This window comes from Anaerolineales bacterium, from assembly GCA_015075725.1.
Classification (GTDB): domain Bacteria; phylum Chloroflexota; class Anaerolineae; order Anaerolineales; family Villigracilaceae; genus Villigracilis.
The window spans coordinates 2,580,675-2,606,392 of sequence record JABTTV010000001.1; the positions used below are offsets into that span (position 1 = coordinate 2,580,675).

27 protein-coding genes are annotated in these 25,718 nt (G+C 52.2%); 15 read left to right on the plus strand and 12 right to left on the minus strand.

The window, feature by feature from the left end; all coding sequences use genetic code 11:
* Window positions 1-4 precede the first annotated feature (4 nt).
* From HS100_12410 to HS100_12420, 3 genes are read right to left on the minus strand one after another with little or no spacing between them, the layout of a single operon-like run.
* Entirely contained in the window at window positions 5-553 is a 549-nt protein-coding gene (locus HS100_12410) for a hypothetical protein (GenBank protein MBE7434709.1), read from the minus strand.
* 4 nt (window positions 554-557) lie between these two features.
* Entirely contained in the window at window positions 558-1,952 is a 1,395-nt protein-coding gene (locus tag HS100_12415) for a hypothetical protein (protein MBE7434710.1), read from the minus strand.
* A gap of 12 nt (window positions 1,953-1,964) precedes the next feature.
* Window positions 1,965-3,446, minus strand: a complete 1,482-nt coding sequence (locus HS100_12420) for a long-chain-fatty-acyl-CoA reductase (protein ID MBE7434711.1) — start codon at window positions 3,444-3,446, stop codon at window positions 1,965-1,967.
* Window positions 3,447-3,500: 54 nt separating this feature from the next.
* On the opposite strand from HS100_12420, the gene HS100_12425 reads away from it, so the two are divergent.
* Entirely contained in the window at window positions 3,501-6,527 is a 3,027-nt protein-coding gene (locus tag HS100_12425; protein MBE7434712.1) for a DNA polymerase III subunit alpha, read from the plus strand.
* Between the two features lie 237 nt (window positions 6,528-6,764).
* On the opposite strand, the gene HS100_12430 is transcribed toward HS100_12425, so the two are convergent.
* The 9 genes from HS100_12430 to HS100_12470 all read right to left on the minus strand — a co-directional run bounded on the left by HS100_12430 (window position 6,765) and on the right by HS100_12470 (window position 15,770).
* Window positions 6,765-7,343, minus strand: coding sequence for a hypothetical protein (locus HS100_12430; GenBank protein MBE7434713.1), 579 nt, complete (start codon window positions 7,341-7,343; stop codon window positions 6,765-6,767).
* Between the two features lie 15 nt (window positions 7,344-7,358).
* Entirely contained in the window at window positions 7,359-9,263 is a 1,905-nt protein-coding gene (locus HS100_12435; protein ID MBE7434714.1) for a HEAT repeat domain-containing protein, read from the minus strand.
* Between the two features lie 358 nt (window positions 9,264-9,621).
* Window positions 9,622-10,164: a hypothetical protein gene (locus HS100_12440; GenBank protein MBE7434715.1), complete on the minus strand. Its 543-nt coding sequence runs from the start codon at window positions 10,162-10,164 to the stop codon at window positions 9,622-9,624.
* The gene (locus HS100_12445; GenBank protein ID MBE7434716.1) at window positions 10,161-10,436 is read right to left on the minus strand and encodes a hypothetical protein; all 276 of its coding nucleotides are present in this window, start codon (window positions 10,434-10,436) and stop codon (window positions 10,161-10,163) included. The genes HS100_12440 and HS100_12445 overlap by 4 nt, the downstream gene beginning before the upstream one ends.
* A 9-nt stretch (window positions 10,437-10,445) precedes the next feature.
* Window positions 10,446-11,888 (minus strand): type II/IV secretion system ATPase subunit, encoded by a 1,443-nt coding sequence (locus HS100_12450; protein MBE7434717.1) that lies wholly within the window; start codon window positions 11,886-11,888, stop codon window positions 10,446-10,448.
* Between the two features lie 2 nt (window positions 11,889-11,890).
* A complete protein-coding gene (locus HS100_12455; protein ID MBE7434718.1) occupies window positions 11,891-13,015 on the minus strand; it encodes a ParA family protein in 1,125 nt (374 codons plus the stop codon).
* Window positions 13,016-13,251: 236 nt separating this feature from the next.
* A complete protein-coding gene (locus HS100_12460; GenBank protein MBE7434719.1) occupies window positions 13,252-14,157 on the minus strand; it encodes a hypothetical protein in 906 nt (301 codons plus the stop codon).
* The gene (locus tag HS100_12465; GenBank protein ID MBE7434720.1) at window positions 14,151-14,720 is read right to left on the minus strand and encodes a hypothetical protein; all 570 of its coding nucleotides are present in this window, start codon (window positions 14,718-14,720) and stop codon (window positions 14,151-14,153) included. The genes HS100_12460 and HS100_12465 overlap by 7 nt, the downstream gene beginning before the upstream one ends.
* Window positions 14,721-14,825: 105 nt before the next feature.
* Window positions 14,826-15,770 (minus strand): hypothetical protein, encoded by a 945-nt coding sequence (locus tag HS100_12470; protein MBE7434721.1) that lies wholly within the window; start codon window positions 15,768-15,770, stop codon window positions 14,826-14,828.
* 775 nt (window positions 15,771-16,545) lie between these two features.
* Here HS100_12470 and HS100_12475 point away from each other — a divergent pair.
* The 14 genes from HS100_12475 (at window position 16,546) to HS100_12540 (ending at window position 25,708) form a co-directional block, all read left to right on the plus strand.
* Window positions 16,546-16,776, plus strand: a complete 231-nt coding sequence (locus HS100_12475; GenBank protein MBE7434722.1) for a hypothetical protein — start codon at window positions 16,546-16,548, stop codon at window positions 16,774-16,776.
* Window positions 16,777-16,995: 219 nt separating this feature from the next.
* The gene (locus tag HS100_12480; GenBank protein ID MBE7434723.1) at window positions 16,996-17,988 is read left to right on the plus strand and encodes a toprim domain-containing protein; all 993 of its coding nucleotides are present in this window, start codon (window positions 16,996-16,998) and stop codon (window positions 17,986-17,988) included.
* An 80-nt stretch (window positions 17,989-18,068) separates the two neighbouring features.
* Window positions 18,069-18,209, plus strand: a complete 141-nt coding sequence (locus tag HS100_12485; GenBank protein ID MBE7434724.1) for a hypothetical protein — start codon at window positions 18,069-18,071, stop codon at window positions 18,207-18,209.
* A 129-nt stretch (window positions 18,210-18,338) separates the two neighbouring features.
* Complete coding sequence (tnpB, locus tag HS100_12490; GenBank protein MBE7434725.1) at window positions 18,339-19,463, plus strand: IS200/IS605 family element transposase accessory protein TnpB; 1,125 nt, start codon at window positions 18,339-18,341, stop codon at window positions 19,461-19,463.
* 369 nt (window positions 19,464-19,832) lie between these two features.
* Window positions 19,833-20,243 carry a single-stranded DNA-binding protein gene (ssb, locus tag HS100_12495; GenBank protein MBE7434726.1) on the plus strand — a complete coding sequence of 137 codons (411 nt, stop codon included), beginning with the start codon at window positions 19,833-19,835 and terminating at the stop codon, window positions 20,241-20,243.
* A gap of 62 nt (window positions 20,244-20,305) precedes the next feature.
* On the plus strand, window positions 20,306-21,475 hold the full coding sequence (locus HS100_12500; GenBank protein MBE7434727.1) for a hypothetical protein: 1,170 nt from the start codon (window positions 20,306-20,308) through the stop codon (window positions 21,473-21,475).
* A gap of 73 nt (window positions 21,476-21,548) precedes the next feature.
* Window positions 21,549-22,265 carry a DNA repair protein RadC gene (radC, locus tag HS100_12505; GenBank protein ID MBE7434728.1) on the plus strand — a complete coding sequence of 239 codons (717 nt, stop codon included), beginning with the start codon at window positions 21,549-21,551 and terminating at the stop codon, window positions 22,263-22,265.
* 8 nt (window positions 22,266-22,273) lie between these two features.
* The gene (locus tag HS100_12510; GenBank protein ID MBE7434729.1) at window positions 22,274-22,651 is read left to right on the plus strand and encodes a hypothetical protein; all 378 of its coding nucleotides are present in this window, start codon (window positions 22,274-22,276) and stop codon (window positions 22,649-22,651) included.
* A gap of 8 nt (window positions 22,652-22,659) precedes the next feature.
* On the plus strand, window positions 22,660-23,055 hold the full coding sequence (locus HS100_12515) for a hypothetical protein (protein ID MBE7434730.1): 396 nt from the start codon (window positions 22,660-22,662) through the stop codon (window positions 23,053-23,055).
* Entirely contained in the window at window positions 23,028-23,720 is a 693-nt protein-coding gene (locus tag HS100_12520; protein ID MBE7434731.1) for a hypothetical protein, read from the plus strand. Before HS100_12515 ends, HS100_12520 begins: the two co-directional genes overlap by 28 nt.
* Window positions 23,721-23,749: 29 nt before the next feature.
* Entirely contained in the window at window positions 23,750-24,514 is a 765-nt protein-coding gene (locus HS100_12525) for a hypothetical protein (GenBank protein ID MBE7434732.1), read from the plus strand.
* A 60-nt stretch (window positions 24,515-24,574) separates the two neighbouring features.
* A complete protein-coding gene (locus HS100_12530; protein ID MBE7434733.1) occupies window positions 24,575-24,973 on the plus strand; it encodes a hypothetical protein in 399 nt (132 codons plus the stop codon).
* Window positions 24,966-25,394, plus strand: coding sequence for a hypothetical protein (locus HS100_12535; GenBank protein MBE7434734.1), 429 nt, complete (start codon window positions 24,966-24,968; stop codon window positions 25,392-25,394). The genes HS100_12530 and HS100_12535 overlap by 8 nt, the downstream gene beginning before the upstream one ends.
* Window positions 25,391-25,708 (plus strand): hypothetical protein, encoded by a 318-nt coding sequence (locus HS100_12540; GenBank protein MBE7434735.1) that lies wholly within the window; start codon window positions 25,391-25,393, stop codon window positions 25,706-25,708. The genes HS100_12535 and HS100_12540 overlap by 4 nt, the downstream gene beginning before the upstream one ends.
* Window positions 25,709-25,718: the final 10 nt, after the last annotated feature.

Below are 25,718 nucleotides of genomic sequence, written 5' to 3' on the forward strand. Positions count from 1 at the left end.
CGCATCACTGCTCCCCTGTCTGTACCGGGTTGAACCTGCGATAAGCATACATCATGCCAACGCTGGAGATCAGCAGAAAGGCGGAGGCGCTGCCATAGATGCCAAATGGCTTGAACGCGAGGATGCCTCCAATCAATGCCAGAGTCAGGCTGGCGATCCGTAACACATGAAAATGATCCAGGGTGTAATGACTCTTCGAAGCCATCGCAATCGCGGTTGCCGATGCGCCTGCCAGTTCGAGTCCAGCCACCAGCAGCCATTGCATCGGCGCGATGCCCAGTGGGATCATGGCGGCAAACACCATGAAGTTGATGATCCGCAAAGGCACGCTCCACTGAAAGAAGACGCGGGTTCCGTTGACGGATGCCAGGATGTAATACAGTCCCATCGCAAGTGACGCCTGGGAGGTCGCCATCAGAAATAGTAGAGTGGCAGAACCGGTGTCCGTGATACCCAACACAGTAAGAAGAAGTTGCGGTGCGAGTAACCCGGTCAGACCGGACCCCACGATCACCATGCCAAAGACCAACATGGTCAGAGCGGCGATATCCATTTGCCTATTCTCCTTCCGGCACATCGGCGGCGATGTATTCCATGAAGTCACTGTAGGCAGACTGTACCCCGGCGCAGGAAATGATGTCCTCGCCGCCCGTCAGTTCGCTGAAACGCTGCACGTTGTCCTCGATCCACGGACCCTTCCAGCCGCAGTTGCAATCCTCGTCATAGTGAACCGTGATGCGGTCGCCGGTCAGGATGCCGCCCCAATAGGTCTGGGCGAGCAGATCGAAATAGCCAGCGCGACCGGTCTGCACCCCAGTACGGGGTAAAGGCGTGCCGTTTTGATTCAATACCATCGGGATATTCCAGGGGAAGACGTGATAAACACCCTTGGAACAGGCGATGTTATAGGTGTTGAGTTCGGTCATGCCATAGGACATGAAGACCTGATCGACACCGTAGAACTTTTTGAGGATGTCCTTCCAATCCGAAATGGTCTGGCGTCCCTTGAAGCCACCGCCCGTCAAAAGAACGGAGTCGGACGCAAAGACTTTCTCCTGTCCGGCAGCCAGGCCCTCTACCGCCACATCCAGCAAATCCGTGGCGGAAGCCATCAGGAAGACCCGCCGACCGCGATACTCGCGCACCATCTTGTCGAAGAAACTTTTAGTGAGTCCCGCCTTGCGTGTTTTGAGCGTAACGATCTCGCCTTTGGTCTTGAAGATGGCTTTGATCGTATCCATCGCCGTCAGGTCGCCGTGTTCCTGGGCATGTTTCATGCGCATGGCCAGCGACATGAAATCCGCCGACATGGGTGCGTTGAACAGGCTGTGATACTCCGCCTCACTCCCCGCCAGCGCCGGACCGAAGTGCGTGATCAGGCGCATGGAAGCCTGCCGCCCGCTGCGATAGGCGGGCCAGAAGACCGGCAGGTGCAGATCGCGGATGCCCGGCATGAAGGCTTCCAGGAAGGTGTATGTGCCTTCGACCCAGGCTTCCTTCTCGGTCTGGCTGCGCGGGAAGAAACTCAACTTGCCGCTCGTGCCGGTCGAGTGAAAGACGAACATGCCGGCTTCATCCAGAAGGGTTAGCCATTCATCGATGGTGTTCACGCCGCGCATGTCCAAGCCACTGAGGTCATGCGCAGTCAACTTGTTCAGCCAGCGCGTCAACTCGGTGAACAACTTCCGTTCAATGAAGGCAAAGGGATAGTTCTTGTAAACCTGATGGGTGAAGAGGATGGTTGCAAGAGTCTCGAAGTCGGCGATGATCTTCACGCCCTGCTTTTCCGCCAGAGCATCCAGGGCGGGAATGCGCTCCTGCAATTGCTGAAAGCGGGTTTGCGCCCAATGCAATTGCAAATCATCCAATTCCAGTTTGGATAGCGAGAACAAGGTCTGGACCGGCAGGCGTGTCCAGGATTCGGGCGTGCCCGAAAGAATGGGGTCAGTCATGAAGTAAATCTCCTAAAAAATGTGGTGTTTGAAGATCTGCCAGGCTTTGCGCAGATAGAAGACGGGCAGTTCCCATTTGGATGGGTAGGACTCATCCAGGATCCAGCGGCAGGCGCGCCGCATGATCTCGGTTGAATTGAAGGGACCGCCGATGGAATACTCCACGGTATGTCCGATGGAAATGAAACGGCACACGCCACGTGCGACCAGGAGGTCGCGTAATGGCTGCTTGAGAGTTTCGGGGTAGATGCCAACCGTCTGTGTGGAAGGATGGATGCGATCCACGAGCTGAATGGGATCATCGAATGGGATGACCACCACAACTTTGTGCATGGGGAAGAAGTCGGGCAGTTCACCGGTCAGACTTACCACCACAGCGCCTTCGTTCCTGTCCCCGCCGACCACGTAATAGAAATCATCCTGGGCGCGGGCGGCATTGATCTCATCGCGCAGGTCTGCCGGAAAATGCTTCGGCATGGCGCTCAAGGATGAGTCCTGCTGCTGCATGTGATCGTACAAGCGCCGGGCATATTCCATCGCCTGATCCGGAGACGCCTGCACAAAATGGAAACGCGATGAGCCGCAGGACTCCATGTTGAAGGAACCTGCATCTTTGGCGGTAAGCCTGGCGACCTTTTCGATTTCCGCATTGGATTGGAAGGCTTCACGTCCCAAAATGGAAATGCTGAACTTTGGACCAAGAGCAATGACATCGATGCCGGAGGCTTGCAGATTGCCGTGGTTGAGGGTTGAGTTGATGCCACCCAGCGCGCCGCCCCACGAGATGATCTTTTCCAGATAGCGCGGCTGGATCAGTTCGTGCTCGAAGTCGTGCAGTTCCTTTGACCAATACACGACCGAGAAATGTTTTGTGACCGGATGATTCGGATCGACATCCATCATCGCGCCGACGATGGCAGAAGCGGTCAGCGGATCATTGGGCGTGACCTTGATGATGTTGTCCGATTTGATCAGCGCGGCACGGGCGATGCTCAGGGCCGCCACGACCGGGACATTGCCGGAGATGAAATGCAGGGTGCGCGCGCCATAGGCACGTCGCTTGGCGACCTTGTCCGCATAGGGCATCTCGACCCAGCCGTCCAGATACTTTGAGCCGATCTCGTTCTCGACCATTGTGCGCAAGGCCAGCTTCGAGAACACAACCGGGATCAGGTCATAGCTGCCGCGCACGATGGTCTCCGGCAGGGCGCTGAACGGAACGCTGAAACGACAAGCCTGCTCCATGCGGGCATGCTTGAGCGTCATGGCTTTGCCGGCTTCGGCAAGAAAGTCGATGATCTCACTGACACGTACAGAGGCAAAGTCGCGCTGGAGTTGAACGGGATCGGAGAGCACGATCCGGTCAAGTAGGGGACGCGGGTCGGGGTAATGGAACTGATTTGTTCCGTCCCGGCTTCTGTACAGCAGATCCTGTGCGGTGACTTCCTGACCGCGCAGGATAAAGGGGATTTGGATGGGATGATCGAATGACATGCGCGGGATGATAGCGGGCCGGGCATGGGGGAGTACTGCTCATGTCGCTAATCAATGGCGGGAACGTTTACAATTGCCCTGATGTACGTTCATCTCACGACCCACTCCGCCTTCTCTTTGCAGGAAGGCTTGATGACTCCCACTGATTTGGTACAGGCGGCAAAAGCCTGTGGCATGTCAGCTTTGGGTCTGACTGATCACCATCTACTGACAGGCACCATTGAATTCGTCAAAGCCTGCAAGGATGCCGGCATTCAACCAGTGATCGGGTTGGAGATTGATCTGGAACAGGGGCCTCTTCAATTACTGGCAACCAGCACCGAAGGCTGGTCCAATCTTTGCCGGCTGAGCAGCGTGCTGGCTCTGCGTGACAATCCCGATGCACCCTGTTTGTTGGAAACGCTTTTTCAATATTCCAAAGACCTGATCGCCTTATGTGAAAACCCGCAGGGATTACAGGATGGATTTGAAGATCGTTTGTATGTCCCCTTACGAAATGTGTCCAGCGCCGGCACATTATCCACGCAGGCACGCAAACTGGGATTGCCGACCGTGGTCGCGCATCCGGTCTATTACCAGACCCCCGAGCAAGCCCGATTACAAAAAACGCTGGCTGCCATCCGGCTCAATCAAACGGTCACTACCATTCCTCAACATGCCCTTATCCCGGCAGATGCCTGGTTCATGCCACCCCAACTCATCGAAGAACGCTTCAAGGAATTTCCTGAAGCATTACACGCTACAACAGAAATTGCGGAGCGTTGCCGTTTCGATCTGCCGCTTGGCAAATCCCAAATGCCCATTGTTCCATTACCGGAAGGTCTAACCGCCACGCAACATTTACGTGACAAAGCCACAGCTGGAGCCATAGAACTCTATGGCGAGATCACACCACAGATCCAAACGCGCCTCGATCATGAACTCGAAGTAATCTCACATATGGGCTTCGAGCCGATCTTCTTGATCGTCGAGGACATCCTGAACTTTGCGCGAGCAACAGGCGTACCCTATTCCTCTCGTGGGTCGGCAGCCTCATCTCTTGTTGCTCATTGTCTCGGCATTACCAGTCCTGATCCCTTACGCCTCAATTTGTATTTTGAACGCTTTCTCAACCCCGCACGTGTTACCCCTCCAGACATTGATACCGATTTGTGTTCCCGCAGACGTGACTCGGTCATCCGGCATGTCTTCGATACCTATGGCACTGACAAGGTGGCGATGGTGGGGACGATCAATCGCTATCGTCCACGCTCTGCGCTCGCGGATGTAGCCAAGGCATATGGTCTCGAACCTGCCAAGGTGCGTGAACTAGCCAATCAATTGCCGCATGCCTGGTGGGCACGCTTCGAAGACTCTGAAGATGGAGAAGATGCGCCTTCTCCCTTTGCAGAGCTGCGAACCACCCATCCCAACCACCAATCCATCTTCGATGACGCCGAAGCCATATTGAAACTACCCCGTCATCTTTCCATGCATCCCGGAGGTGTGATCGTTGCACCTGGATTGCTTACTGATCTTGTTCCAGTCATGAACTCGGGCGGCAAAGGTGTTGTCATCACCCAACTCGATTTAGACTCCGTGGAAGCTTTGGGATTGGTGAAGATCGATCTCTTGGGTATTCGAGGTCTCACTGTTGTTGGCGACGTGGCGGAGTTCGTGCAACAAAGGAAACCCGAACAATACGCAACACCACTAGCAGTCCTGGACTCTACGCCCTCCACCGATGAAGCCACCTCCATTCGCATTGAAAAGGGTGAGACCATTGGCTGCTTCCAGATCGAAAGTCCGGGGATGCGCGCGACCCTGCGCGAGATCCATGCCCGCACCGAAGATGACATCATGGCAGCTCTGGCGCTGTATCGTCCTGGTCCACTGACCGGTGGACTCAAGGATGCCTTTGTGAGGCGCTTTAAGGGCGAGGAACCCGTCCGCCATCTTCATCCAGCGCTTGCACCTTTGTTGGATGAAACTTTTGGAGTCATCCTGTATCAGGAACAGGTCTTGCGCATCGCCAATGAACTGGCAGGTTTTAGTCTGGCAGAAGCCGACTTGCTGCGGCGGGCGATGAGTCATTTTGACCCAGGGAAGAAGATGCAGGAGTTGGAAAGAAAGTTCGTATCAGAAGTACAGGCGCGAAGTGGGATTCCCATCGAGACTGGCGAACGCATCTGGGAGATGATGGCAGCCTTCGCCGGCTATGGCTTCCCCAAAGCCCATGCCGCCTCGTATGCCCGGATCGGCTGGCGTTCTGCTTGGTGCAAGGAATATTTTCCGGCAGAGTTCATGGCAGCGGTGCTTGCCAATTGGGGTGGGTATTACAGTCAGCGGGTTTATTTGAGCGAAGCCAGACGACTGGGCTTGAAGGTCCGCCCTCCGCATGTGAATTATTCACGGCATCAATTCTCGGCGCAAAAGATGATCGACTCGGAGGAGCGTGCGCTTTTTATGGGGCTGGGTCAGGTTAAGGAATTGACCCAACGTACGATTGGAAGAATTATCCAACATGCTCCATTCTATTCCCTCGATGATTTCCTTTCGCGCGTCGATCCACGCATGCAGGAAGCGGAACATCTCGCGAAGATCGGGGCATTGGATGGTTTTGGAAATATCCCCGCGATATTGAAGCGACTACAAACCGGCGGCTGGCAGAGGGATCAGATGAGTCTCTTTGCCTGGTCGGATGCCAGTGAAGAGGATTGGACCCTGCAACAAAAAGTGGATGCTCAATTGGAAATTCTCGGTGCCAGCCTCGAAGCCCATCCTCTTGAACTGGTGCAGGAGCAGATCGCGGGAACCCTTTCCACAATTGATGCCGTGGGTAAGATCGGTCGGCGTGTGACTGTTGCCGGGGTGCGTCAGACCTCGCGCCGCAGTCGGACTGCGAAAGGGGACTTGATGCTCTTCCTGACTATCGAAGACTTACAAGGGACTTTAGATGTGATTCTATTCCCGGACGTGTATCGAATCGCAAAATCCTTTCTGGATTCAAATCCACCTCTGTTGATCACAGGGGTGATGGAGATAGACAAAGAAGGTGGAGAACCTTATTTACGGGCAGAAAAAGTAGCTTCCATTCCCTAATTTGATATATGGTTTGTTTCTAATCATAAGACCCGCTGGGTTGATTGAAATATATTTGAAGGCTACATCATCGCCCGCATAGTGGGTAACCGTATTGGATCGGGAATGGTGAAGATGTTCACCCAGAAAAAAAGTCCAAGGCATAGAAAACTGCTTAGGATGTGCATAAGCGCTATGTACAATCCCCATCGTCAGGTAGTAGCTTTCTTTACACTTTGTTAGGGGTGTTTTACAGAATTAATATCTTTTTGAAAATGTTCCTGTTGCGCTATTGTACTCGTCTTCATTGTTACCCGAATCTACAAAAATGCTTTCTACATGAAAAGAAAAAACATCTAAAAAGCCTTTCTTGTTCAAGCGACTTAATGCTTTTTCTTGTAATTCATTATTAACTTCTAATTCTTCAAAAAAATATTCTTGTGCTTTTAGGAAATCAAGAGAAAATTGACGACGATTAAGGTAGAACCATCCATTTCTTTGCGAAACAGGCGTTAAGTGTTTTTCGCCAGCATTACGGGTAAATAAGAAACTTTTACCTTCGTACTCTTTAATGATGTAATCATGGGCAAGCCCATTGCGAATACATTTGTAAAGTGTCACAGCATGGGTAGAATACTCTGGCATAAACGCGTCAATAAAAGCCTTGAAAGTTTCATCATCACTTTTCCTTCCTGCATAATAGCCGCTCAACGACTCGATACCGACAACAGTTAAAATGATTACTCCTACTTCAACTTCTGCATTTAATGCCTTCTTCAAATCTTGAACGATAAATTTCTCGAAACTTTCTCTGAATCTGCGCCACATAATTTCCATAAAATCCCTTCCCTTTTAATCGGATTCTAGAAGAAATTCATTGTTGCTACCTTCTTCGTCATCACTATCGTCGTCAACGTCATCATCATCGAACTCAACAGTGATAGTAGCCGCAACAAAACCATCCGAAAGTTCTATTCCTTCGAGCATTTTCTGTATTTTCTCAGTAACACTTGTCTTTATAACCTCATCTAATTTGGCAAAAAAATCTTTCATGATAGGGCTTAAATTAGTTTTGCGTATGTAATTTTTCCGATCATGATCTACATACTCAGATCCTGGGGCTTCAGTTTTAATTAATGTTCTAATTAATTCAATGGTGTTACCAGCGCCTAACTGCTCTAAATTTCTTGTTAGTGATTTCAATTTATAAAGTGCTTCGCCTGCGTCTTCTTCTGCTAACACTGCCTCAATATCAGCCTGAAGTGCAAAGCAATAATCGCTATCGCTGGCTGGCGAGTATTCTCGAAATCCCAAATCTGACCAGAACCAAGAAGCCATTTCTTGCGAGAGAGGCTTTTGATATTTTTCAGGCAATATAGAGAAGATGGACTTAATTAACTCGAAAGCCCTGCCGTAGTCTCTGGTTTCTGCGCATGAGCGAGCAAGAAGAATCACAACATCTAAATATTTAGAGTCCGATTTATCAATTCGAGGTAATAAACTCTCCAAAAGAATCCGCGCCTGTTGATAGTTTTCGTCTTTGAAAAATGCTTTTTTAGATTGGTCAAGTAATTCCTTTGGCGTGACGGCATTACTCGAAGATGTCTGATAACTAATTCGTTTTTTGAGGTAAGAAATACTTTCATCCAAAATTGCACGTCCGCCAATTGTTCTTGCTTCAAATTTCTCTAATACAGCAAGGACTTTTTCGTCCCCAACTTTCGACAACGAGGTCATCGCAGCAAAACTGACATCCCAGTAATAACCAAAATTTAGCAAAACAATAAGCGCGTCTATAGATTTTGAATCTGCATAACTGCCGAGCGAATCTGCTATTTGGCAAAGAGGTTCACGGGCTTTGGGTAGTATTTTGGGAAAATAGTCATACGGATTTGCGTATTCAAGGATATTGCTCCATTGACCTTTTTGCTTCCATTCATTAATTTGTGCGTGAGATGGAATTTGCGCCGGTTTCGAGTATTTGTACTCGGATGATTTAGGAGTGCTGGATTGACCCTGAAACTTTGACCTTTGCGGAAAGCCTAACGCTTTCGAAATTCTCACTGCCCCAGCCAATTCTGGATTAAGCTTGTAAGCATGACTTAAATGTATGCGAGCCTGCTCGTCATCTCCATTCTCGTGATACGCTTCCGCCATAAATTTATAAATATAATCATGTGTACCCCCAAGTTCTATAACACGGCGCAAGTGTTCTATGCGTACAGATGGTTTTGTTTTGGCTTTAGTTATGGGGTCTTCGTATTGTGCCCAAGCATAATGCGAATGATATAACTCAGACTTGATAGAAGGCAAATCTAAACCTGTTTTGAGAGCGTTTTCAAGAATTTGAATACCTTCATTTGCTTTTTGTTCACCAAAAAGAAATTGCTTCCATTTAATTAGAGTATCAGATGCTTTTTCTTTATTTATAGTATCGAAGTCTATTTCTTTATTTAGAGTATAAAAGGCTTCGTCTTTTTCTTCCAATTCCAAAGACAACAATAATGGCGCAAAATCAATTACGATTGGATTAATCAAAACATCTTTTATCGCTTCTTGTTGTTCAACCCTAAACACAGCATGGATAAGCCGCAATACTGCTGTTAGATCAGAAGGGTTTTCTCGAAATTTCTCCCATGTAGTTCGAAAGGTATTCCTACGTTTAGCAATATGTTCAAGGTCAATTCCGCTAAATAAATTTCCAATGTCGAAATTCATATTTTTATATAAATCTTCAATTGACATCTTGTTTTGCATTGTTAGATTCCTTTTTCTCTCATACAACCCATAAAGACAATGCTTATCCCTTTTATGGATACGACGTCAGCACCCAAGTACACTTTAACCGAACCATTCGGATTTTTGCCCCCTGGGGGTATTATGCCGAACAGTTCGGTTTAGCATACTTTGTACGGATAGAATAAATTATATGCCACTCCTGCCAAAATTTGTACCAAAGCGACAGATCAGAATTATCTCATAGCCAAGGAAGAAACTCTCCGGGTAATCACGAGAAGCGATCTAAACCAAATACACCCATTTTCTTCAAAATGGTGCTGTTGCTGTCAACATCCTTCTGAATTAAATCGACAATCCTTGGAACATATTACTCAAACTATGTCCTGTATTCCAAATTGGGGTTGAGCACCCAGCGGGTCAAGCCTTCAATTGCATTCCGATCAAGATACCTAATCCGTAATCCAAAGCCGGCACACAATCCCGCGAGCCCTTCCCACCAGGCGACCCATTCGCTTCCACTCAGGGCTTTGCCTTCATCACCTGGCAATACAAACTCCAATACAGTTCGCCGTACAAAGGGAAGTGGATATTCCTGCACGGCAAGGGATAAGCCCTGATGCAAAATATCCAAGCCCTCTGTACCAGGAGTGTTCCATCGTTGAACCTGATTCTGGAATTCCAACCTCGGTTCCGGGTCGGGCCAGAACAATTGGAGTAAACGTAATGTCCAGCCAGGTTGGATCGAGGAGAGAATGGACTTGTATGCCTCCTGAGGTCGCACATCGGGACGATCCGGGTCGGCATACACTTCGGCAAACAGGCGCCGGGTGTCATCCTCGCCGATCAATGCTGAGTGATTGCCGACCTGCGCAAACCCTTTACTCAACACAAAGGCATGGGTGGTTCCCACATGATTCATTGGAAACTCCATGACTTAAGGTCCGCCTTCACTTGCAGGAGGGCGATATCAACGTCTGCTTCCTGCAGTTTTTCCGAATCGATACAAGGATTTATCTCCTGTAACAGATCGGAAAACGCACTTGTAAGATGATTATCCGGGCGAACACGATAGCGTTGAATAGCCTCTTCCGCCCCGGTTTGGTTGACCAGGGCGTCTGCAGGAATGGACTTCAACATGATCTCAAAGCCTCTTGCAATCATTTGAGGCAGTCGTTTCGATCTTTTTGCCATATGGGTCTCCTATGGTTTGAATATGGCTTCAGAAATATTCATGTCCGTGGCACGAAAGCCAGGACGCATGGGACGATTGCCGGTGGGAACGAGTCCCTTGCCGGCTTCATACTTGAACAACGGGGAAAACGAGGGACGTGCAGCAGTCCGTTCTACGATGGTGGAGACCTCCACGATCTCACGCACGATCTGTCCATGTTGTGGATTGCGCTCTATGTACACGGCTGCCGTTACCGCTTCCGCAAAGGACTGCGCGATCTGGATCTCGGACATGCGCGCTGCATCCGGATGCGCCTGCACCACCTGCAAAAAGCGCGGCCAGACATGCTCGGCGCTGGTGGCGTGGATGGTGAAAGCAGAATGTCCATGCCCGGTCGCGGCGGCACGGACCAATTCCCATGCTTCGGCTCCACGCGCTTCGCCGATCACGACCCCATGCGGACGGGAACGCAAAGCAGAACGGATCAGGTCATACATGGTGACCGGAGGTGGTCCACCACGAATTTCAGGGCGGGTCACAGTATAGATAATGTTGCCCGTATCAGTTTTGCCATCGCCGTTCCAACCATTGAGGATAATTTCATTACTGTCTTCCACGATAAACAAACGGATCGCGCCACGCGGGTAATAATCCAGCATCTCCTGCAGAATTCTTTGCCCCACAAAGGTCTTGCCCGAACCCGTTGTGCCAGCGATGACGAGCGTCCCCCCATGCACCATGACACTCAATAAATAGTTCGCAGCTTCGGGTGTGAGGATGCCGTTGCCACGCGGGAAATCCTTCGGATCGAACTTTGGACGTGGGACAGGGGGGAGTCGGTTCTGACACAACAATGCCAGACTGCCTTGAGTCAGATCAGATGCTGTTCGATAGTTAGAAACACGCAAGGTGATCGTGTCTCCATAGGGTGATGCGGGTGGCATAACGTAATTGATACGCACACCTTTTCTTCGCACACTTCCATCGACAAGCGGAACCATGACTTGCAACATGGCATCGGCAACCGGGTAATCGGGTGTCGGAGCGCGCTGCCCGGCGCGGTCGATCATGACTCGCAATGCATCGCCGATCCCATCCGGCGCGGGACCGGCATGTTCCCATCCGTTGCTGGTTGTGTATACATAGATATGCCCCAAGTTGATGGCGATGTCTTCAATATCAGAACGGGCGATCAGTTCCAGCAAAGGACCCATGCCGGATAGTTCCCCGATCAGCCGCAGGATGTATTCCTTGGGTAAAGAGACGCCCGCATCGACGGCACGAAGACTCACTTCCTCGAAGACCTGACGAGCCAGCACTTCGATCTCTGTGGAGGTCAGACTCTTCTGCAACGACTCAATCGCCTTCTTTGCACGTCCTTCCTCAGCAAGAACATTCCACCAGCGCTCCATCTCATCCGAGGATCGTACCTCCGAGACGGGCTTCATTGTTTTGCCTGCAATATCGAACATGTCTACCCTTTCCCAAACCAACTACGTTTTTTCGGAGCGTTCGGCAATAGCCCAATGCGGGATGCGCCTTCACGCACAGCGGGCACAAAGTGGGAAGCAAAACCCAATAATGAATCGGCGAACGGTCCGAGTTCCTCCAACTTCTCCTTCTTGTAGCGCCAGATCAAAACATCCTCACGCCGATCCGAGTTCACAGCTTGGGCAGCGAGGCGTGGATCGACAATGGGAATGATGCCATTTGGGATCAAGGCGAGTTCGATCTTGTCCTCACTCAAAGCTTGTTGCAACATCTTGTGTGCCGCCTTGAAACCATCGCCCACGACCTGGTTGTAGCAGAGCTTGACGCGACTCCCAACGAATTCATGGGCACTGCCCTTGCCGACCACACTTGCCAGAGAGTTGATCATGCGTGCGATCCAGCGGCGCGTTTCTGCAAGATCGGGAATTTCCGGCTTGATCACAATGGCAATGCCTTCGGCGGCTTTCAAGGCGGCACGATGCACGACATGCGCCGGGTTGATACCGACATCCATGATGACCACACCACCCGCGGCAACTCCTGCCTCATACAACCCTTGAATTACCTCTGCGACTTTACCTTCCTGTTGCAGAACTTCATCTCCAAGATCATCAGTGATGAGACCTGGTAGGACTCTCAAGGTCGGTAGATTTTCCAACGGAGTGAAGGCATTGAGATACGCTGCTCCCGATGCCACGTCGCCCATCACGCCTTTGTTGGCTTTGGCGATCTCACGGCGCAAGAGACCGATCATGGTCGTATTGACCCGTTCCATGCGCATGTGATATTGCAAAGCGCCGGCGTTGCCATCGGCATCCACAAGATAGGTGGTGATACCACTAAGAGCCAATGCCACTGCCAGGTTCACCGCTACCGTTGTCTTACCCGTACCGCCTTTCGGCGATGTAATCGCGATCTTGCGCACCGCCATGCCGGATTGAATGTGCGCCGACATGTCGCTGCCCAGCACCGCACGGCGATACTGATCATCTGCCGCCAGATTACCAGCATCTGCACGACGCATCTCTTCATAGAGTTTATTGATGTCCACATCCGAAGGAGGATAGGCAATGGAAGGAACGCCAACACCATTCGCCCAGGACGCCATGCCATCGCCGACCCCAGCGACCACGAAGATCAGCTTGCCGCGTTCGGCAGCCTTGACCAGACTTTCTGGTGATACAGAAGACTCTGGCGATACCACCACCAATGCCCGGAAATCGAATAGGTCAATGTGTTGTGGAGTAAAGGCTGCAATCTGGGCGATGACGGAATGACCTTGTTCCGCGAGTTGCATGTTCAAACGGGATGTCACGGTTCCCGCACCGAGCAACAAAACCTGCATTATTGTCCTCCTCCCAACACTTCTTCGCGATCCTGCTTGAACAAATCTTCGAAGTCCCAATAGGTAAAGCCAGCGGAAGGCGTCTCATCGCCGCGCGCCATCAAGGACACCACCAAACGATCTCCCTGCTGCAGGGCAAGCGACAATACTTCGCGGCTTTGATTGGGAACGAGCAGGATCAACATCTTCGGCTGGGTGTCCAGGTTGAAGGAGCTACTGTCTTCAGAGGACTCCGTTGGTTGTGGCAGTCCTTGTACCGCGATCACGCGCACTCCCATCGGGAACAGATCCTTGGCAAGCGGCGGGAAGGAACGGTTGATGGCATCCGCCTGTTCCAATTCAAGCGTCGAAGGTTGAGCGGTTGGTTCCACATATCCGGGATCGATGACGAGTTCCGGCATCGGGGTCGGTGTGCTCATCTGCTGCGGTCGGGTGCTGATCACCACAGTCACGCCGATCAGGTCTCCGGGCAGGAAGGCTTCCGCATCCGGTGATACCAAATTCATGGCATCCAAGGGAAGCGGGAATAAACTGTGTCCAGGGAATTGAGCCAGCACAGCCGACAGGCGCGTGCCTTCTGCTGCTGGCGCTACGATGGCGTTGCGAAAGACCGGCTGTCCGCTTCCAATGGGTTGGGCGACAATGCCACCGACCACACCAGTCACTTCCTCACCGGGGATATACAGACTGGCGTTGTCATCCTGAAAGACGGTCTTGACCGCCAGGTCATTTGCCATAATGACGTCGCCAATATTCAAGTCACGCGTGGCGGATAACACAGAAATGGTAGGCGGCTTCTGCGCCGCACCGAGGGCATTGAGGGCGATGAACGCCACCAAAAAAATTCCAACTGACACGCCCAGCACCACCAGGTTCACGCCGGTTGAGGCAATACGTTTCAACATGTTTCTTCTTTTCTCCATTCGTTGTTTTTTTCAAAAGCCTGCCGCAGGGCAGGGGTTTCTTCAATAATCTCTTCAAGCTGTTCGAGTGTCTGTCGCATCAATCCATACAAAGTCAGCATGACGAAATCCGTTTTGATGTGATCCGATTTGAATACCTGCTGATGGGTCTCTGCAACGGATCGAACGACCTGCATAACATCCGCATCTGCCAGTGCTTCCGCCGAAACACGCGGCATATCTGGAAAGCATTCCTGGATCAGATCCGCCACATCCTGTCCAATGGATGAAGAGTCGGTCGGAGCAGGCAGTTCTGTTTCAGGTTGTGCAGGAGGATCGAGCAGCTCGGCAACGGAAGTCTGCGGGTCGGAGCGTAATTGTTCAATGGCACGTGGCAATCGCTTGAGCCCGGCCTGAACGGCTTCCAGCAAACGGGTCTGTGCCTGTGGAGAAAGCGCTGCCACGGCTTCGATGTTGCGCACGGAGACGTGCGGACGAAGTCCCTCGGGCATTGACTCCAACAACCGTTGCCGGCGTTCCTGTTTGGACTGGTACGACTCACTCATGGACGTGACTATACTGTCCAGGAGGACAAGGTGGGTTGCATGTGTCGCTTACCGCACCCAAAAAAATACGCCCGGTTCACGACCGGGCGTATTGATATTGCCTGTTTATTCCCGAACCTCCTCAAAGATCCGAATGTCATCGAGATGAAACTCCTTGTTCCCGCCATCCTGGAAACCCAACTCAAGAACCGGTGCAATCTGCCACCATCGCTGCGGCTGGGTGCTCACCAGATAATTATCGCTCCAGACCTGGATTTCCACTGGTCCAAATGCCGGCATCGTCATCCGACACAGTTCCGACCCATCCACCGACACGGTTCCCATCCATTCGATCCTGCTGACTTGGTGCAGGCGGATTTGATAGGTGTGCCACACTTCCGGGTCCACGTTCATGGCTTCGACCTGAACAGGCGCCCAATTGAGCGCCAGATAACAAACCGAACCATTGGCGCCATTGAAGGAGGACTCATTACCGATCACTGAAAATCCAAACATATCGAACGGCTTGGCAAAGAGACCATCTGCCTGTAGTGTGCCTTGTGGCTGCAGGACAACTCCCGCCGTTCCATAAAAATTCTCATCCACCCGGCTTTTGAATTCCACGATCACGTCGCTCGATGATGTGGGCTGGAAGCCACTGCCGCCGATCAACGTGACGTTGTTGTATTGCTCGCTGGAGGGTTCGTGCCAGTCCGCGCTTTCCGTCTCGAATTCCGAGTCCTGGACATGTCGGAGGGTGAGTTGATGATCGATCTCCAATTCCGCCGCGTGCCAGGCGGTTTCGTTCGATGCCTGTCCGGCGCCGTTGATGATCGTGAAATCCCAAAATGCCGTGGAAAGTCCAGCTTCGAAATCATCTGTCAGCGACGCAGGATTTTGCAGACCCTCCGGCGCAAAGGCGGCTCGTCGTTCCAGTTGCCGGGTCTCATTCGAAACCATCCAGGCGGAAACCAACTGCTGAAAGTTAAGTCCAGCGAATAAAACTGCCGGCGTCAAAACCAGAAGCACGATCCATGTAAAGCTTTTTTTCCATTCTTGTTTGATGTCCATTTCGTATCCTTATTCGTTTTTTGCGCGATGATACGAAAGGCTGTCAGGGGGTATGAGGAACGTGTCGCCTCTGAATAACCCCCGGAAAGGGGATTATTGATGTGTCCGATGGCATCCTGTGGCTGCATTTCCCGGTCCCCACACACAAGTTCACCCGTAGGGAATAGGGGCGTTTTTACAGGTCGCATAATGATATGCAAGAGGAATATCTGCCGCCTACGTACTTTGACAGTTTTCTCAAACTCCATATAATCCGCACTGTTCCTATTTTCCACAATCCATCCCTCTCTTCAAGAAGCCTGGCAAACCGCCGGGCTTCTGCTGTTGTATTCAATCCCCACCATCCATTCAACGAAAGGAGCCCAAGTTCACCATCCCCAAATCAATTCATCCGTATCATCCACTTTCCCCATGTACGAAACAGGCTTGTTTGGAAATTTGCATGAACTCACTGAAAGAAATAACAAACGCTTGGAAAATGGGAACCCATCAGAACAGGTTCAACCTTCCCCAACAAGCCCAATGTCGGAACCGACACACTGCATGATTTTCATGGGTGTGTCGGTGAAAAATATTCCCTGGAAACCCTCATAGGAGGCTGATCGAACCAACCCCAAAACTGAATACTCCCCTCAACACAAACGGGCGTTGTGCATGGACTTCCCATGCAAACGCCCGTTTTTGATTCACAGCGAGGACTCGCCGGGGTGAGAGGCCCGGCAGATAAAAAGTGAAACCGCCCAGTTAGTGGCTGGACGGTTTCGAGGTACTGAAAATGTACAAGCCCGATCATATCACAACCGTAAAAACCGTCAAGATTTACGCGCCTTTTCCGCTCCCAGCCAATGAACGCATGGTGATCGTAAATGGCAAGGCGATCAACATCGCCGCCTCCGCCGGACGACAGCAAGGGGACTACCTGTATACCGCCGACGTTACACTGCTGCACGAAGATGCAGCCGTGTATACCACCGCGCCCAGCTGGGCGAGTGTGGAGGTGGAATGAGCCGAAATGCTGGACTGCGCGGATGCGTGATCATGCCTTCTCCCTGGGACTTTTTAATCCATCCAAACAAGGAGATAGATCATGAGAACCTTCGCAATGCTTCTCATCCTGGTCGCCATCGCCGCCAGCCAGCCTCATCACTGGCTCACGGTCCTCATGGCTGCCATCGCACGCTGTATCGGCAGATAACCAGACGTAAAGGAGGTCGCAGAAAAGCACATGGAAAACATCCTGTCCGCCGCCGAAGAAATTTTGGGAACGGCGGTTCGAGTGGAGGATCATCGCAATTGGGCCATCTTCTGGTGTCCCTTCCATAACGACGCGAGTCGGGAAGGGGAGGGTGGGCAACCCAACTTCGGCGTCAACCTGCAGAGCGGATACTGGAAGTGCCTGCGCTGTGGCGCCAGTGGTGGTTCGCTGAAGTCATTACAAAAAAAGCTGGGTCAAGATTGGAAGCCAAGTGTATCGGCGACTACACCGACACGCCCCAAACGTCCGCCGACACAGGTGCAACTGCTCGATGAAGCCGTGTCGGAAGCGCGCTCGGTTGTACAGCGTTCCCCTGCCTGGGACTATCTGGCTGGGCGCGGCGTGACACCCTATACCGCACTGGTCTACGGACTTGGCTATGGCATTCCCGTTCCACGAGTCCATCGTGAGATCATCGATGCTGCACGGCAATCCATGATGGTGCGGCGTGACGGCATCTGGCTGTGGGCGGGCGGTGTGGTGTATGCCGACCCGCCGACACACCCGGCTGTGATGAACGTGCGTTACATCCCGGAGGAGCAACTGCCAAAAGGCACGCGCAATTTCACACCGCTCAAGAATCACAAGACCTGGGGCAATCGCGTACAACCGCTCGGAAGCTGGCGCATCACTCCCACCACGCGCACGTTGATCGTGCTGGAAGGATTGTTCGACATGCTCATCACCGCCCAGAAGATCCACCAACTGGGACGCGAAGCTGACACGGTCGCGGTCTACACCAACGGCGCCAGTCCCTCCGCAAAAATGCACCAGTGGTTGCGCGAACATCCGCAGTATGAGTACCTGCTATTGCGCGACCCGGACAAAGCCGGCGTCGAATGGGCACAAAGTGTGTCGGCATCCATCCGACACGGTGGCGCGAAAGTGCGCACCCTGCGACCTCCCGACCAACTCGATCCGGACGAAGCCATCCTGAGTGGATGGTGGCCGTCCATTCTATAAATTCAAATCCAACCCATTCCCTGAATCGGGGAGCGATCTTGCATCGCTCCCCGATTTCCATTTTCCAAGGAGAAAACAAAATGTCTGCTCTCACTCTCTTCGCTTCCATCATCGCCGCCCTGATCCTGATCTGGGCGGTCTGGTTCATCGTGCGGTTCATCCAATACGTTGGTTCCGGCGAGTATGAAATGGACCAGCGCCTGCGCGACATCTGCAAGTAATTTCAAACCTAAAACAAGGAGACTCTCATGTCAAAGCAACAAAGAGCAAGGGTAGTTATTGGCTGCTACGCAGGTGCCCATGAATTCTGGCTTGCCAACTCAATGGCATCCCATTAGGTTTACCGATTTATGGAAATCTATCGTGCCTACAAAACTGAGTTGGACCTAACCAAAGCCCAAATAACGGCTTGTAGCCGGAATGCTGGTGCGGCGCGCTTCGCTTACAACTGGGGTTTATCCCGTAAGATGGAGGCGTATCGACTTGGACAAAAGACACCCACCGCCATCGACCTGCACAAGGAGCTCATCGCCCTCAAGAAAACTCAATTTAACTGGATGTATGAAGTTTCAAAGTGTGCACCCCAGGAAGCCCTGCGTGATCTGGACAATGCCTTTCGACGCTTTTTTCAAAGGGTGAAGCAGAAGAGAGCGGGCAAAAATATCAAGGTGGGTTTTCCACAATTCAAAACGAAAAATCGCAGCCCGGCTCGTTTTCGTCTGACCGGCAAGATACATGTTTTTGAAAAAAGGATCCAATTACCACGTCTGGGTCTCCTGCGAATGAAAGAACACGGATATTTACCCACCCACAATATTCATATTCTGAGTGCCACGATCAGTGAAAAAGCTGATCGTTGGTACGTTTCACTAAAGGTAAAAATGGAAATACCTGATCCGGAAAATTCCAACAAGCCGGTCGCCGGTGTGGATCTTGGAATTCATCGCATGGCACAAGTGAGCGATGGCCTGTATTTCGAAAACCCACATAGTTTGGGACAGGCTCTTAGAAAGATCAAACACTTACAGCGCACGGTATCTCGTCGGAAGAAAGGAAGTGCCAATCGCCAGAAGGCTGTACGAAAACTTGCGAAAGCACATGCGCATGTGGCAAACATTCGAAAAGCCTCCATCCACCAGGCTACAACCTGGCTAGCTAAATCCAAGTCAATCATCATGGTCGAAAAACTAAACGTCATGGGGTTGATGAAAAATCATCGCCTGGCACAAGCCATTTCCGATGTGAGCTGGCATGAGTTTCAGCGCCAGTTGACTTACAAAGGTATATGGTATGGCTGTGACGTACGTATGGCTGATCCATATTTTCCTTCCACAAAGCGTTGTTCGCGATGTGGGCAGGTGAAAGTAAGTATCTCCTTGGGTGAGCGCATATATCACTGCGATATCTGTGGTTTTGAGATTGATCGTGACTTGAATGCAGCCATAAATCTTGAGCAATTGATATATATGGCCTAAAGCATGGCTACCGCGAGTTCCGCGGAATGATATGCCTGTGGAGAGCATGTAAGACCTGGTTTCCAGGCAACGCTCGTTGAAGCAGGAACCGAACATCAAACTATCCTGGATAGTATTGAATAGGTTTCGGAGAACGGCAGCAAGGATCCCTTCCTCGATGATGAAGTCATCACGATCACATTCCTCGTAGTAAAAAACAAAACGCACAAAGAAAATGAATACGAAGACGGCGGACTGCTTGTGCGCCGTCTTTTATTCTCCAAGGAGAATAAAAAATGTCTTCTCTCACTCTCTGTGTACGAGGTGGATCAGCACCTGCACGACATCTGCAAGTAATTTCAAAAAACAACATCAAAACAAGGAGTCTCTATGTCCAAGCAATACAACAAATCAGTGTTCGTCGGTCACCTCGGTGGTGAACCAGAAATGCGCTACACCCCGACAGGCACAGCCGTGACGACGTTCAACGTTGCCACCAATGACCAGTACAACAACGAGAAGGGCGAGACGGTCAAGGTCACCACCTGGTTCCGCTGTACAGCGTGGAGCAAACTCGGTGAGGTCTGCAACCAGTATCTGAAAAAAGGCAGCAAGGTGTTGATCGAAGGCCGGCTGACACCGGACAAAGCCACGGGCCGTCCACGCATCTGGATTCGTCAAGACGGCACGGCTGCGGCGGATTACGAACTCAAAGTCTTGGAGATCCATTTCCTGGATAACAAGAACAATGAGCCGGCTGTCGCGCAAGCAGATACGGCTGAAGACGACATTCAGTATTAACCCAATTTGAATCACAGGTGGAGGTCCACAGGACTTCCACCTGTTTTTTCAGGAGCTAACAAATGATCACCATTCAACAAGATTTATTACACTCGGCATTGAATGCCGTCACCCGCGCCAGCACGAAAAGCACCTTGATGGCCGCCTTTGCCCTCGTGCGTCTGGATGTGCAACCAGATGGCATCCTGCGCCTGTCCTGCTTCAACGGCGAGACTGCTGCGCGTTCCACTGTGAATGTCGATTGCAGTGAAGACCTTTCCGTCTGTGTGGATGCCGCCACCTTGAAAGCCGTGGTGGAGACTCTGGCAGGTCAACTCCGTCTGCATGTGGATGGGTCGTCGCTGGTCATCGAGCAGGGAACCTCCAACCGCACCAGCCTGCGCATTGTGGATGAACCTCTTCCGGTGATCGGCGAGGAAAGCATTCAAACGGTTGCCACGTTCTCCGGAACCATCTTTCGCAGTTTGATGCGCGCCCTGCCCTTTGCCTCCACGGATGACTCGCGCGCCGTCCTGCAGGTTGTTCACCTAATCCTCGACTCCGACACGGTGATGGCGCAGACCGCTGATGGATATTCTGCCGGGCTCGTGCTGGAGAGCATCGAGGGTCCCACTGAACCAACCTCCGTATCGCTCCCGTTGAGCAGCGCACGACTGCTGTCCACACTGGTTGAGGACCGGGACACCGTGCGCATGGGCACAGCAGGTGAGAACCGTTACATCTTTCAGATCACCAACCCGGATTACTCCAAAGACCTGACCCTGGCGACTGTCACGGCAGATGGCAACTTCCCATCGGCGCAGATCAAGACCCTGATCGAGGAGGCGCGGCAGAACGCCATCGCCATCCTTCAAATCCAGCAAGCCAGCCTGATGCAATCCATCCGCATGGTGAATGCGATGGGCACACAAAGCACCTTCCTCAAAGCCGTGAATGGCGTTGCAAAGATCGCGTCAGCAGAAACCGAAACCGGCCAGGGTCGCAACATCCTGGAAGGGACTGCCAGCGGTGAGAATGCCCAAGCCTGGTTATCCGCGACCTTCCTGAAACGCGCGGCGGAGGCCTGCAAGGGCGAATTGGTCATGCGCATCACGAATAACACAAAGCCGATCCTGATCGAAGCCGGGAGTTTCACAGCGGTCATCATGCCGATGATGGTGGAGGGCAGCCGCGATCCCTTCCCGGAGGATGAAGCCATCGCCATCTCTCTGCCCGAAATGGCAATGGCATAACCAGTAAACCATATTCACAAAGACGGCATGGAGTCATTGGCTCCATGCCGTCTTTCATTTCCCAAGGAGTCCCATGAACGACAACAATTCCCTGTTGCTCCAATCCCCGTCCACCTATGAACAACCCATCCTCAAGACCATGCCCCTGCGCGAACAACCTGCTTATCGCATCACCCAGGATCCCACTGCCTGCAACATCACCGAACTCATGGCCGCAGTGATCGGCGGGGCCAAACAGATCGAACTCTCGCAGGCGCTGCTGGCGCGTTTCGATGGCGACATCCGTCGCCTGTACCAGGCGCATCCCTCCGAACTCGCCAAAGTAAAAGGCATCCATCAGGCAACCGCCATCCGCATCAAGGCGGCGCTCAATCTGGGGTTGCGTTTGAGTATGCCAAGCGATGAACGCACGGCGATCAACTCACCAGCCGATGCTGCTGCACTGGTGCAGGCTGAAATGTCATTGCTCGAAAAGGAACATTTGAGAACGATCCTGCTGGACCGCCGCAACCGCGTGCTGGAGATCGTGGAGGTGTATCAGGGATCGGTTAATTCCTCCCAGGTGCGGGTGGGCGAGGTCTTTCAAGCCGCAATCAGCCGCCATGCCTCCGCCCTGATTTTGATTCATAACCATCCTTCCGGTGACCCCACGCCTTCGCCGGATGATGTGGCGGTCACACGTGCCATTGTGCAGGCCGGCAAACTGCTTGACATCGACCTGCTGGATCATCTCGTGATCGGGCAGGGCAAGTGGGTCAGCCTCAAAGAACGCGGGTTAGGCTTCAACTAGGAGGCGAGATGAAACAACTGACTCTCAATCTCACCTTTGCTGTTGCACCCGCTGTAAAAAGCATCTTCAAGAACACCACCTGGTTGAATGCGGGTTGGGCAACCGCCTGCCTGGGTTTCACCAAAAAGGTGGAGATCAGCCAAGCGTTGAGCGATGCCTTGATGCCCATTCATGCCGATGACGAGGACGACCACGATCAGCAACTCTATGATGCTCTCTGGATGGCGCATCACCATCTGGTTCTTGACCAGCGTCCCTCCTTTTCCTTCACGTTCGACTTCCTGCGCGACGACAAGCTCAGTGGTAGTTTTATCGAAACCAGTTTGCGCTTGCATGTCGAGGAAAAGGAGCAATTGATCCTGCTGGGACTGATCCAGGATTTTTAGGAGGGAACATGCCTTTCTATCTCGGCAAGCGTGGAGAGGATGATTTGATCCTGTTTCACTCTACTGCCATTCCCAACAAGCAAACTCACGGACATTTGTACAAGGCTGTGATCGGACCCTTCGTAAGTCGCGTCGGCGCAGGTTACTTCGCACGTTATGGAAGTAACAATCCAAACATCCGCACAGCCGCCGATGCCGAACGCCTGGCACGCGCCGACCCACGCATGGAACAGCTCATCGTCGAGGAAAACATGACGCCTGAGGCACTCTCCATTGCGTTGGAATGCGATGCGCAGGATCAAGCTGAATATTCGCCAAGTCCCACCCTGCCGGTCACAAGCCGGCAGGAAATTTTTAAAAAACAAGGAGCAATCCCATGCCTAATTGGGCTGAAAACGAACTGACCATTACCGGTCCCGATGTAAACAAGATTCTCGAAACCATCCGTTCCCAATCCGGGGAGGATGAAGATGTTCGCATCCTGGACTTCAACACGATCATCCCCTATCCGCAGATGTATCGCGATATGGATAAACGCGCGGAAGAGTATCGGGAAAAACTGAACGCCATCGCAAACGATGACCCGGAACGCAAACAAAAACTCGAAGCGCTCGGCGCGGAATATGGTGTGGAACCCGGCACGCCGTGGATCAAGGATGGCTTCAACTCAGGCGGCTATGAGTGGTGCTGTGAATTTTGGCAGACAAAATGGAACGCCTGTCATGTTCATCTCACCACACGCGCCGACTCATCCAAGCCTCTCCGCAAGACATCCAAGTGCGCCTACTGCCAGACGGTTCATAAGACTGAAATGATGGTTGTCCTGACCTGCCAGCAGTGCGGCAGTCCCCTGCCGGATGCGGAACCCATCCAGGCTTTCCTGGAATTCGATACCGCCTGGAGTCCACCCATCCCCGTGATCGAGAAACTTGCCTCCATGTTCCCCGACCACACCTTCGAGTTGAAATACTTCGAAGGCGGCATGGGCTTCAGCGGACATGCCCGCTGGTCTGAGGGGATCGAGGAATTTCATCATCAATACGAATACGACGGTCCGCGCGGCGGATAGATCCAAATCACAACTACAAGGAGCAAATCATGTCTCACCATTCTGAACATCAAAAAATGAAACCTGTGCTCGACCTGGCGCGCAAACTGGACATCGCCGCCAATCCTCATCCTGCCGCGATTTTCGAAGCGGGCAGTGGCGGCTTTCAAGTCTGGTGTATTCCACAGGATCATCCCAAAGGCTGGGATGGCATCGTGATGAATCCCGGCGCGTTTTCGAAGCCCTGTGAGTATGTCGGCAGTGTGCATTGGAAATGGGAGGAAGACATCATTGTCGGTCTGGAGATCGAGACCTCCGCCTACGCCCTGGCAGACCAGAAGCCGGACGAGTTCTGCAACCTGACCGACATCCCCCGTGATTTCCAACGCCGCACGATCTTCAACCGCGATGCCGACATCGAGTGGCTCAAGGAAAAGATCACCTGGCTGTTTGGCGAAGCCGGTGTGTCCTTACCGCCTTTTGAATACAAACAGGCGGCGCTCTCCGAAATCGGACCGTACATGTTGGTGCACTACACCTCCGACTCCGATGAATACGTGGTGATCGTTTCACCGGAACTCGACCCACAGGATTTCTGCAAGCCCGGCTATGAAGTCGCGCGCACGCTCCCGATCTGGAAGGCAGGTGATTTCCCGGCAGATGTCATCCTGCGTCCCGATCACGAGTACCAGGAGGCGGATATCGAACCGGATGAAGGTCCACTGGTTGAACAATACGAAAATGCCTCCCGTCTCGGTGATGACGGTTGGCTGGAAGCCGCAATGGAAGACAGCATCAGCGGCTGGGACGAATAGATCAATAGACATTTGGAGGGCGACCATGTCGCCCTCCAAACTTTTTATGGAGAAACCAAAATGACCACACTCTTTCAAGAAACCATCGAACATCTGTTGAAGTCCCACAACCTGTTGGAGGAATTCCAGAACAAAGACTCCTTCCATGTGCGTTTTGAGAAGCAGGGTTATCAACCGCTGGTGATCGAACGTCACGGCGAGATGATCTCCGTCGCACATTACTTCGAACAAAACGGCGACCTGATCGCCGACCCGGATGTGGAATTGCATTATCCCTCCTGGGTGCCAACCGGCATCACCCAAGCCTTCTTCGGGTATCGCTCGAAGTTCATCGAGCGCGATGGAAAGACCTATGTGGACACCCGCTTCCACAAGGATGTCTCCTCCTTCCTGAGCATGTGGGCGCGCAATATCAAGGCACAAGGATGGGCGGAGGGAGGCAGGGTGTCCGATGACTAACATCCGCTTTGTCTACATGTACCGCGATGCCAGCAATTACAAGCAGCATGGCGAAGTCATTCTCCCGAATGAAACACAACGGAGCGTTGAGGAAGTTGATACACAAATACGTTCCGTTCTCTCCGATGGATTGTTCTTCATCGCCCAACAGGTGCAACTTGAGGAACGCTTCTTCGATCTCGTGAGCGAAGACGATCATCCCTGGCATGAGTATGTCTCCGTGGAGGCGACTACCGATCCCACCTTTGATCCTGTCCCTGAGGAAAAGCGCGACATCGTGCAATTCCTAAAGGAACTGGACCAGGCGCATCGCTCCGGCTGGGATGAGAAGCAGGTGCGTGATGATCTCATTCAGCAGATCGAAAAGGAAAGGCAGGAGCTAAAGCGCTGGCTCGATACACAAGGGGACGGGACACCATGATGCCGACCAAACCGGACCTGGTCATCCTGCCCTTCAAGGCAACCCTGCCGGAGGCAGCGCTTCCGCTGACTCTGGAGCGGACCCTATCCTTGTTGCGGAGCGGTGTACGTGTTCAGATCGAACGCAGTCAACCTGGCGCGCCGGATGCCATCGGCTGGACGATCTTTCGCCGTACATCCAGGAAGTATTTGTACGAAAACGAACCCCTCTTCCGCTTCGAACGCGGCGCACGCCGCCACATCCGCAAAGCCTATGCCATTCACTACTCGCTGCTTGGTGACGATGGCATGACCTATTCCCATCTGCATCTGTAAAGGAATAAAC

Bases quoted from the DNA above. Each gene is read 5' to 3' on its own strand.
- HS100_12530 (MBE7434733.1), top strand. From the start codon at position 24,575: ATGACCACACTCTTTCAAGAAACCATCGAACATCTGTTGAAGTCCCAC.
- HS100_12535 (MBE7434734.1), top strand. From the start codon at position 24,966: ATGACTAACATCCGCTTTGTCTACATGTACCGCGATGCCAGCAATTAC.
- HS100_12440 (MBE7434715.1), bottom strand. From the start codon at position 10,164: ATGAATCATGTGGGAACCACCCATGCCTTTGTGTTGAGTAAAGGGTTT.
- HS100_12540 (MBE7434735.1), top strand. From the start codon at position 25,391: ATGATGCCGACCAAACCGGACCTGGTCATCCTGCCCTTCAAGGCAACC.
- HS100_12520 (MBE7434731.1), top strand. From the start codon at position 23,028: ATGCCTAATTGGGCTGAAAACGAACTGACCATTACCGGTCCCGATGTA.
- ssb (MBE7434726.1), top strand. From the start codon at position 19,833: ATGTCCAAGCAATACAACAAATCAGTGTTCGTCGGTCACCTCGGTGGT.
- tnpB (MBE7434725.1), top strand. From the start codon at position 18,339: ATGGAAATCTATCGTGCCTACAAAACTGAGTTGGACCTAACCAAAGCC.
- HS100_12475 (MBE7434722.1), top strand. From the start codon at position 16,546: ATGTACAAGCCCGATCATATCACAACCGTAAAAACCGTCAAGATTTAC.
- HS100_12450 (MBE7434717.1), bottom strand. From the start codon at position 11,888: ATGTTCGATATTGCAGGCAAAACAATGAAGCCCGTCTCGGAGGTACGA.
- HS100_12480 (MBE7434723.1), top strand. From the start codon at position 16,996: ATGGAAAACATCCTGTCCGCCGCCGAAGAAATTTTGGGAACGGCGGTT.
- HS100_12470 (MBE7434721.1), bottom strand. From the start codon at position 15,770: ATGGACATCAAACAAGAATGGAAAAAAAGCTTTACATGGATCGTGCTT.
- HS100_12515 (MBE7434730.1), top strand. From the start codon at position 22,660: ATGCCTTTCTATCTCGGCAAGCGTGGAGAGGATGATTTGATCCTGTTT.
- HS100_12430 (MBE7434713.1), bottom strand. From the start codon at position 7,343: ATGGAAATTATGTGGCGCAGATTCAGAGAAAGTTTCGAGAAATTTATC.
- HS100_12425 (MBE7434712.1), top strand. From the start codon at position 3,501: ATGGCGGGAACGTTTACAATTGCCCTGATGTACGTTCATCTCACGACC.
- HS100_12485 (MBE7434724.1), top strand. From the start codon at position 18,069: ATGTCTGCTCTCACTCTCTTCGCTTCCATCATCGCCGCCCTGATCCTG.
- HS100_12420 (MBE7434711.1), bottom strand. From the start codon at position 3,446: ATGTCATTCGATCATCCCATCCAAATCCCCTTTATCCTGCGCGGTCAG.
- HS100_12500 (MBE7434727.1), top strand. From the start codon at position 20,306: ATGATCACCATTCAACAAGATTTATTACACTCGGCATTGAATGCCGTC.
- HS100_12455 (MBE7434718.1), bottom strand. From the start codon at position 13,015: ATGGCGTCCTGGGCGAATGGTGTTGGCGTTCCTTCCATTGCCTATCCT.
- radC (MBE7434728.1), top strand. From the start codon at position 21,549: ATGAACGACAACAATTCCCTGTTGCTCCAATCCCCGTCCACCTATGAA.
- HS100_12460 (MBE7434719.1), bottom strand. From the start codon at position 14,157: ATGTTGAAACGTATTGCCTCAACCGGCGTGAACCTGGTGGTGCTGGGC.
- HS100_12465 (MBE7434720.1), bottom strand. From the start codon at position 14,720: ATGAGTGAGTCGTACCAGTCCAAACAGGAACGCCGGCAACGGTTGTTG.
- HS100_12445 (MBE7434716.1), bottom strand. From the start codon at position 10,436: ATGGCAAAAAGATCGAAACGACTGCCTCAAATGATTGCAAGAGGCTTT.
- HS100_12525 (MBE7434732.1), top strand. From the start codon at position 23,750: ATGTCTCACCATTCTGAACATCAAAAAATGAAACCTGTGCTCGACCTG.
- HS100_12415 (MBE7434710.1), bottom strand. From the start codon at position 1,952: ATGACTGACCCCATTCTTTCGGGCACGCCCGAATCCTGGACACGCCTG.
- HS100_12510 (MBE7434729.1), top strand. From the start codon at position 22,274: ATGAAACAACTGACTCTCAATCTCACCTTTGCTGTTGCACCCGCTGTA.
- HS100_12435 (MBE7434714.1), bottom strand. From the start codon at position 9,263: ATGCAAAACAAGATGTCAATTGAAGATTTATATAAAAATATGAATTTC.
- HS100_12410 (MBE7434709.1), bottom strand. From the start codon at position 553: ATGGATATCGCCGCTCTGACCATGTTGGTCTTTGGCATGGTGATCGTG.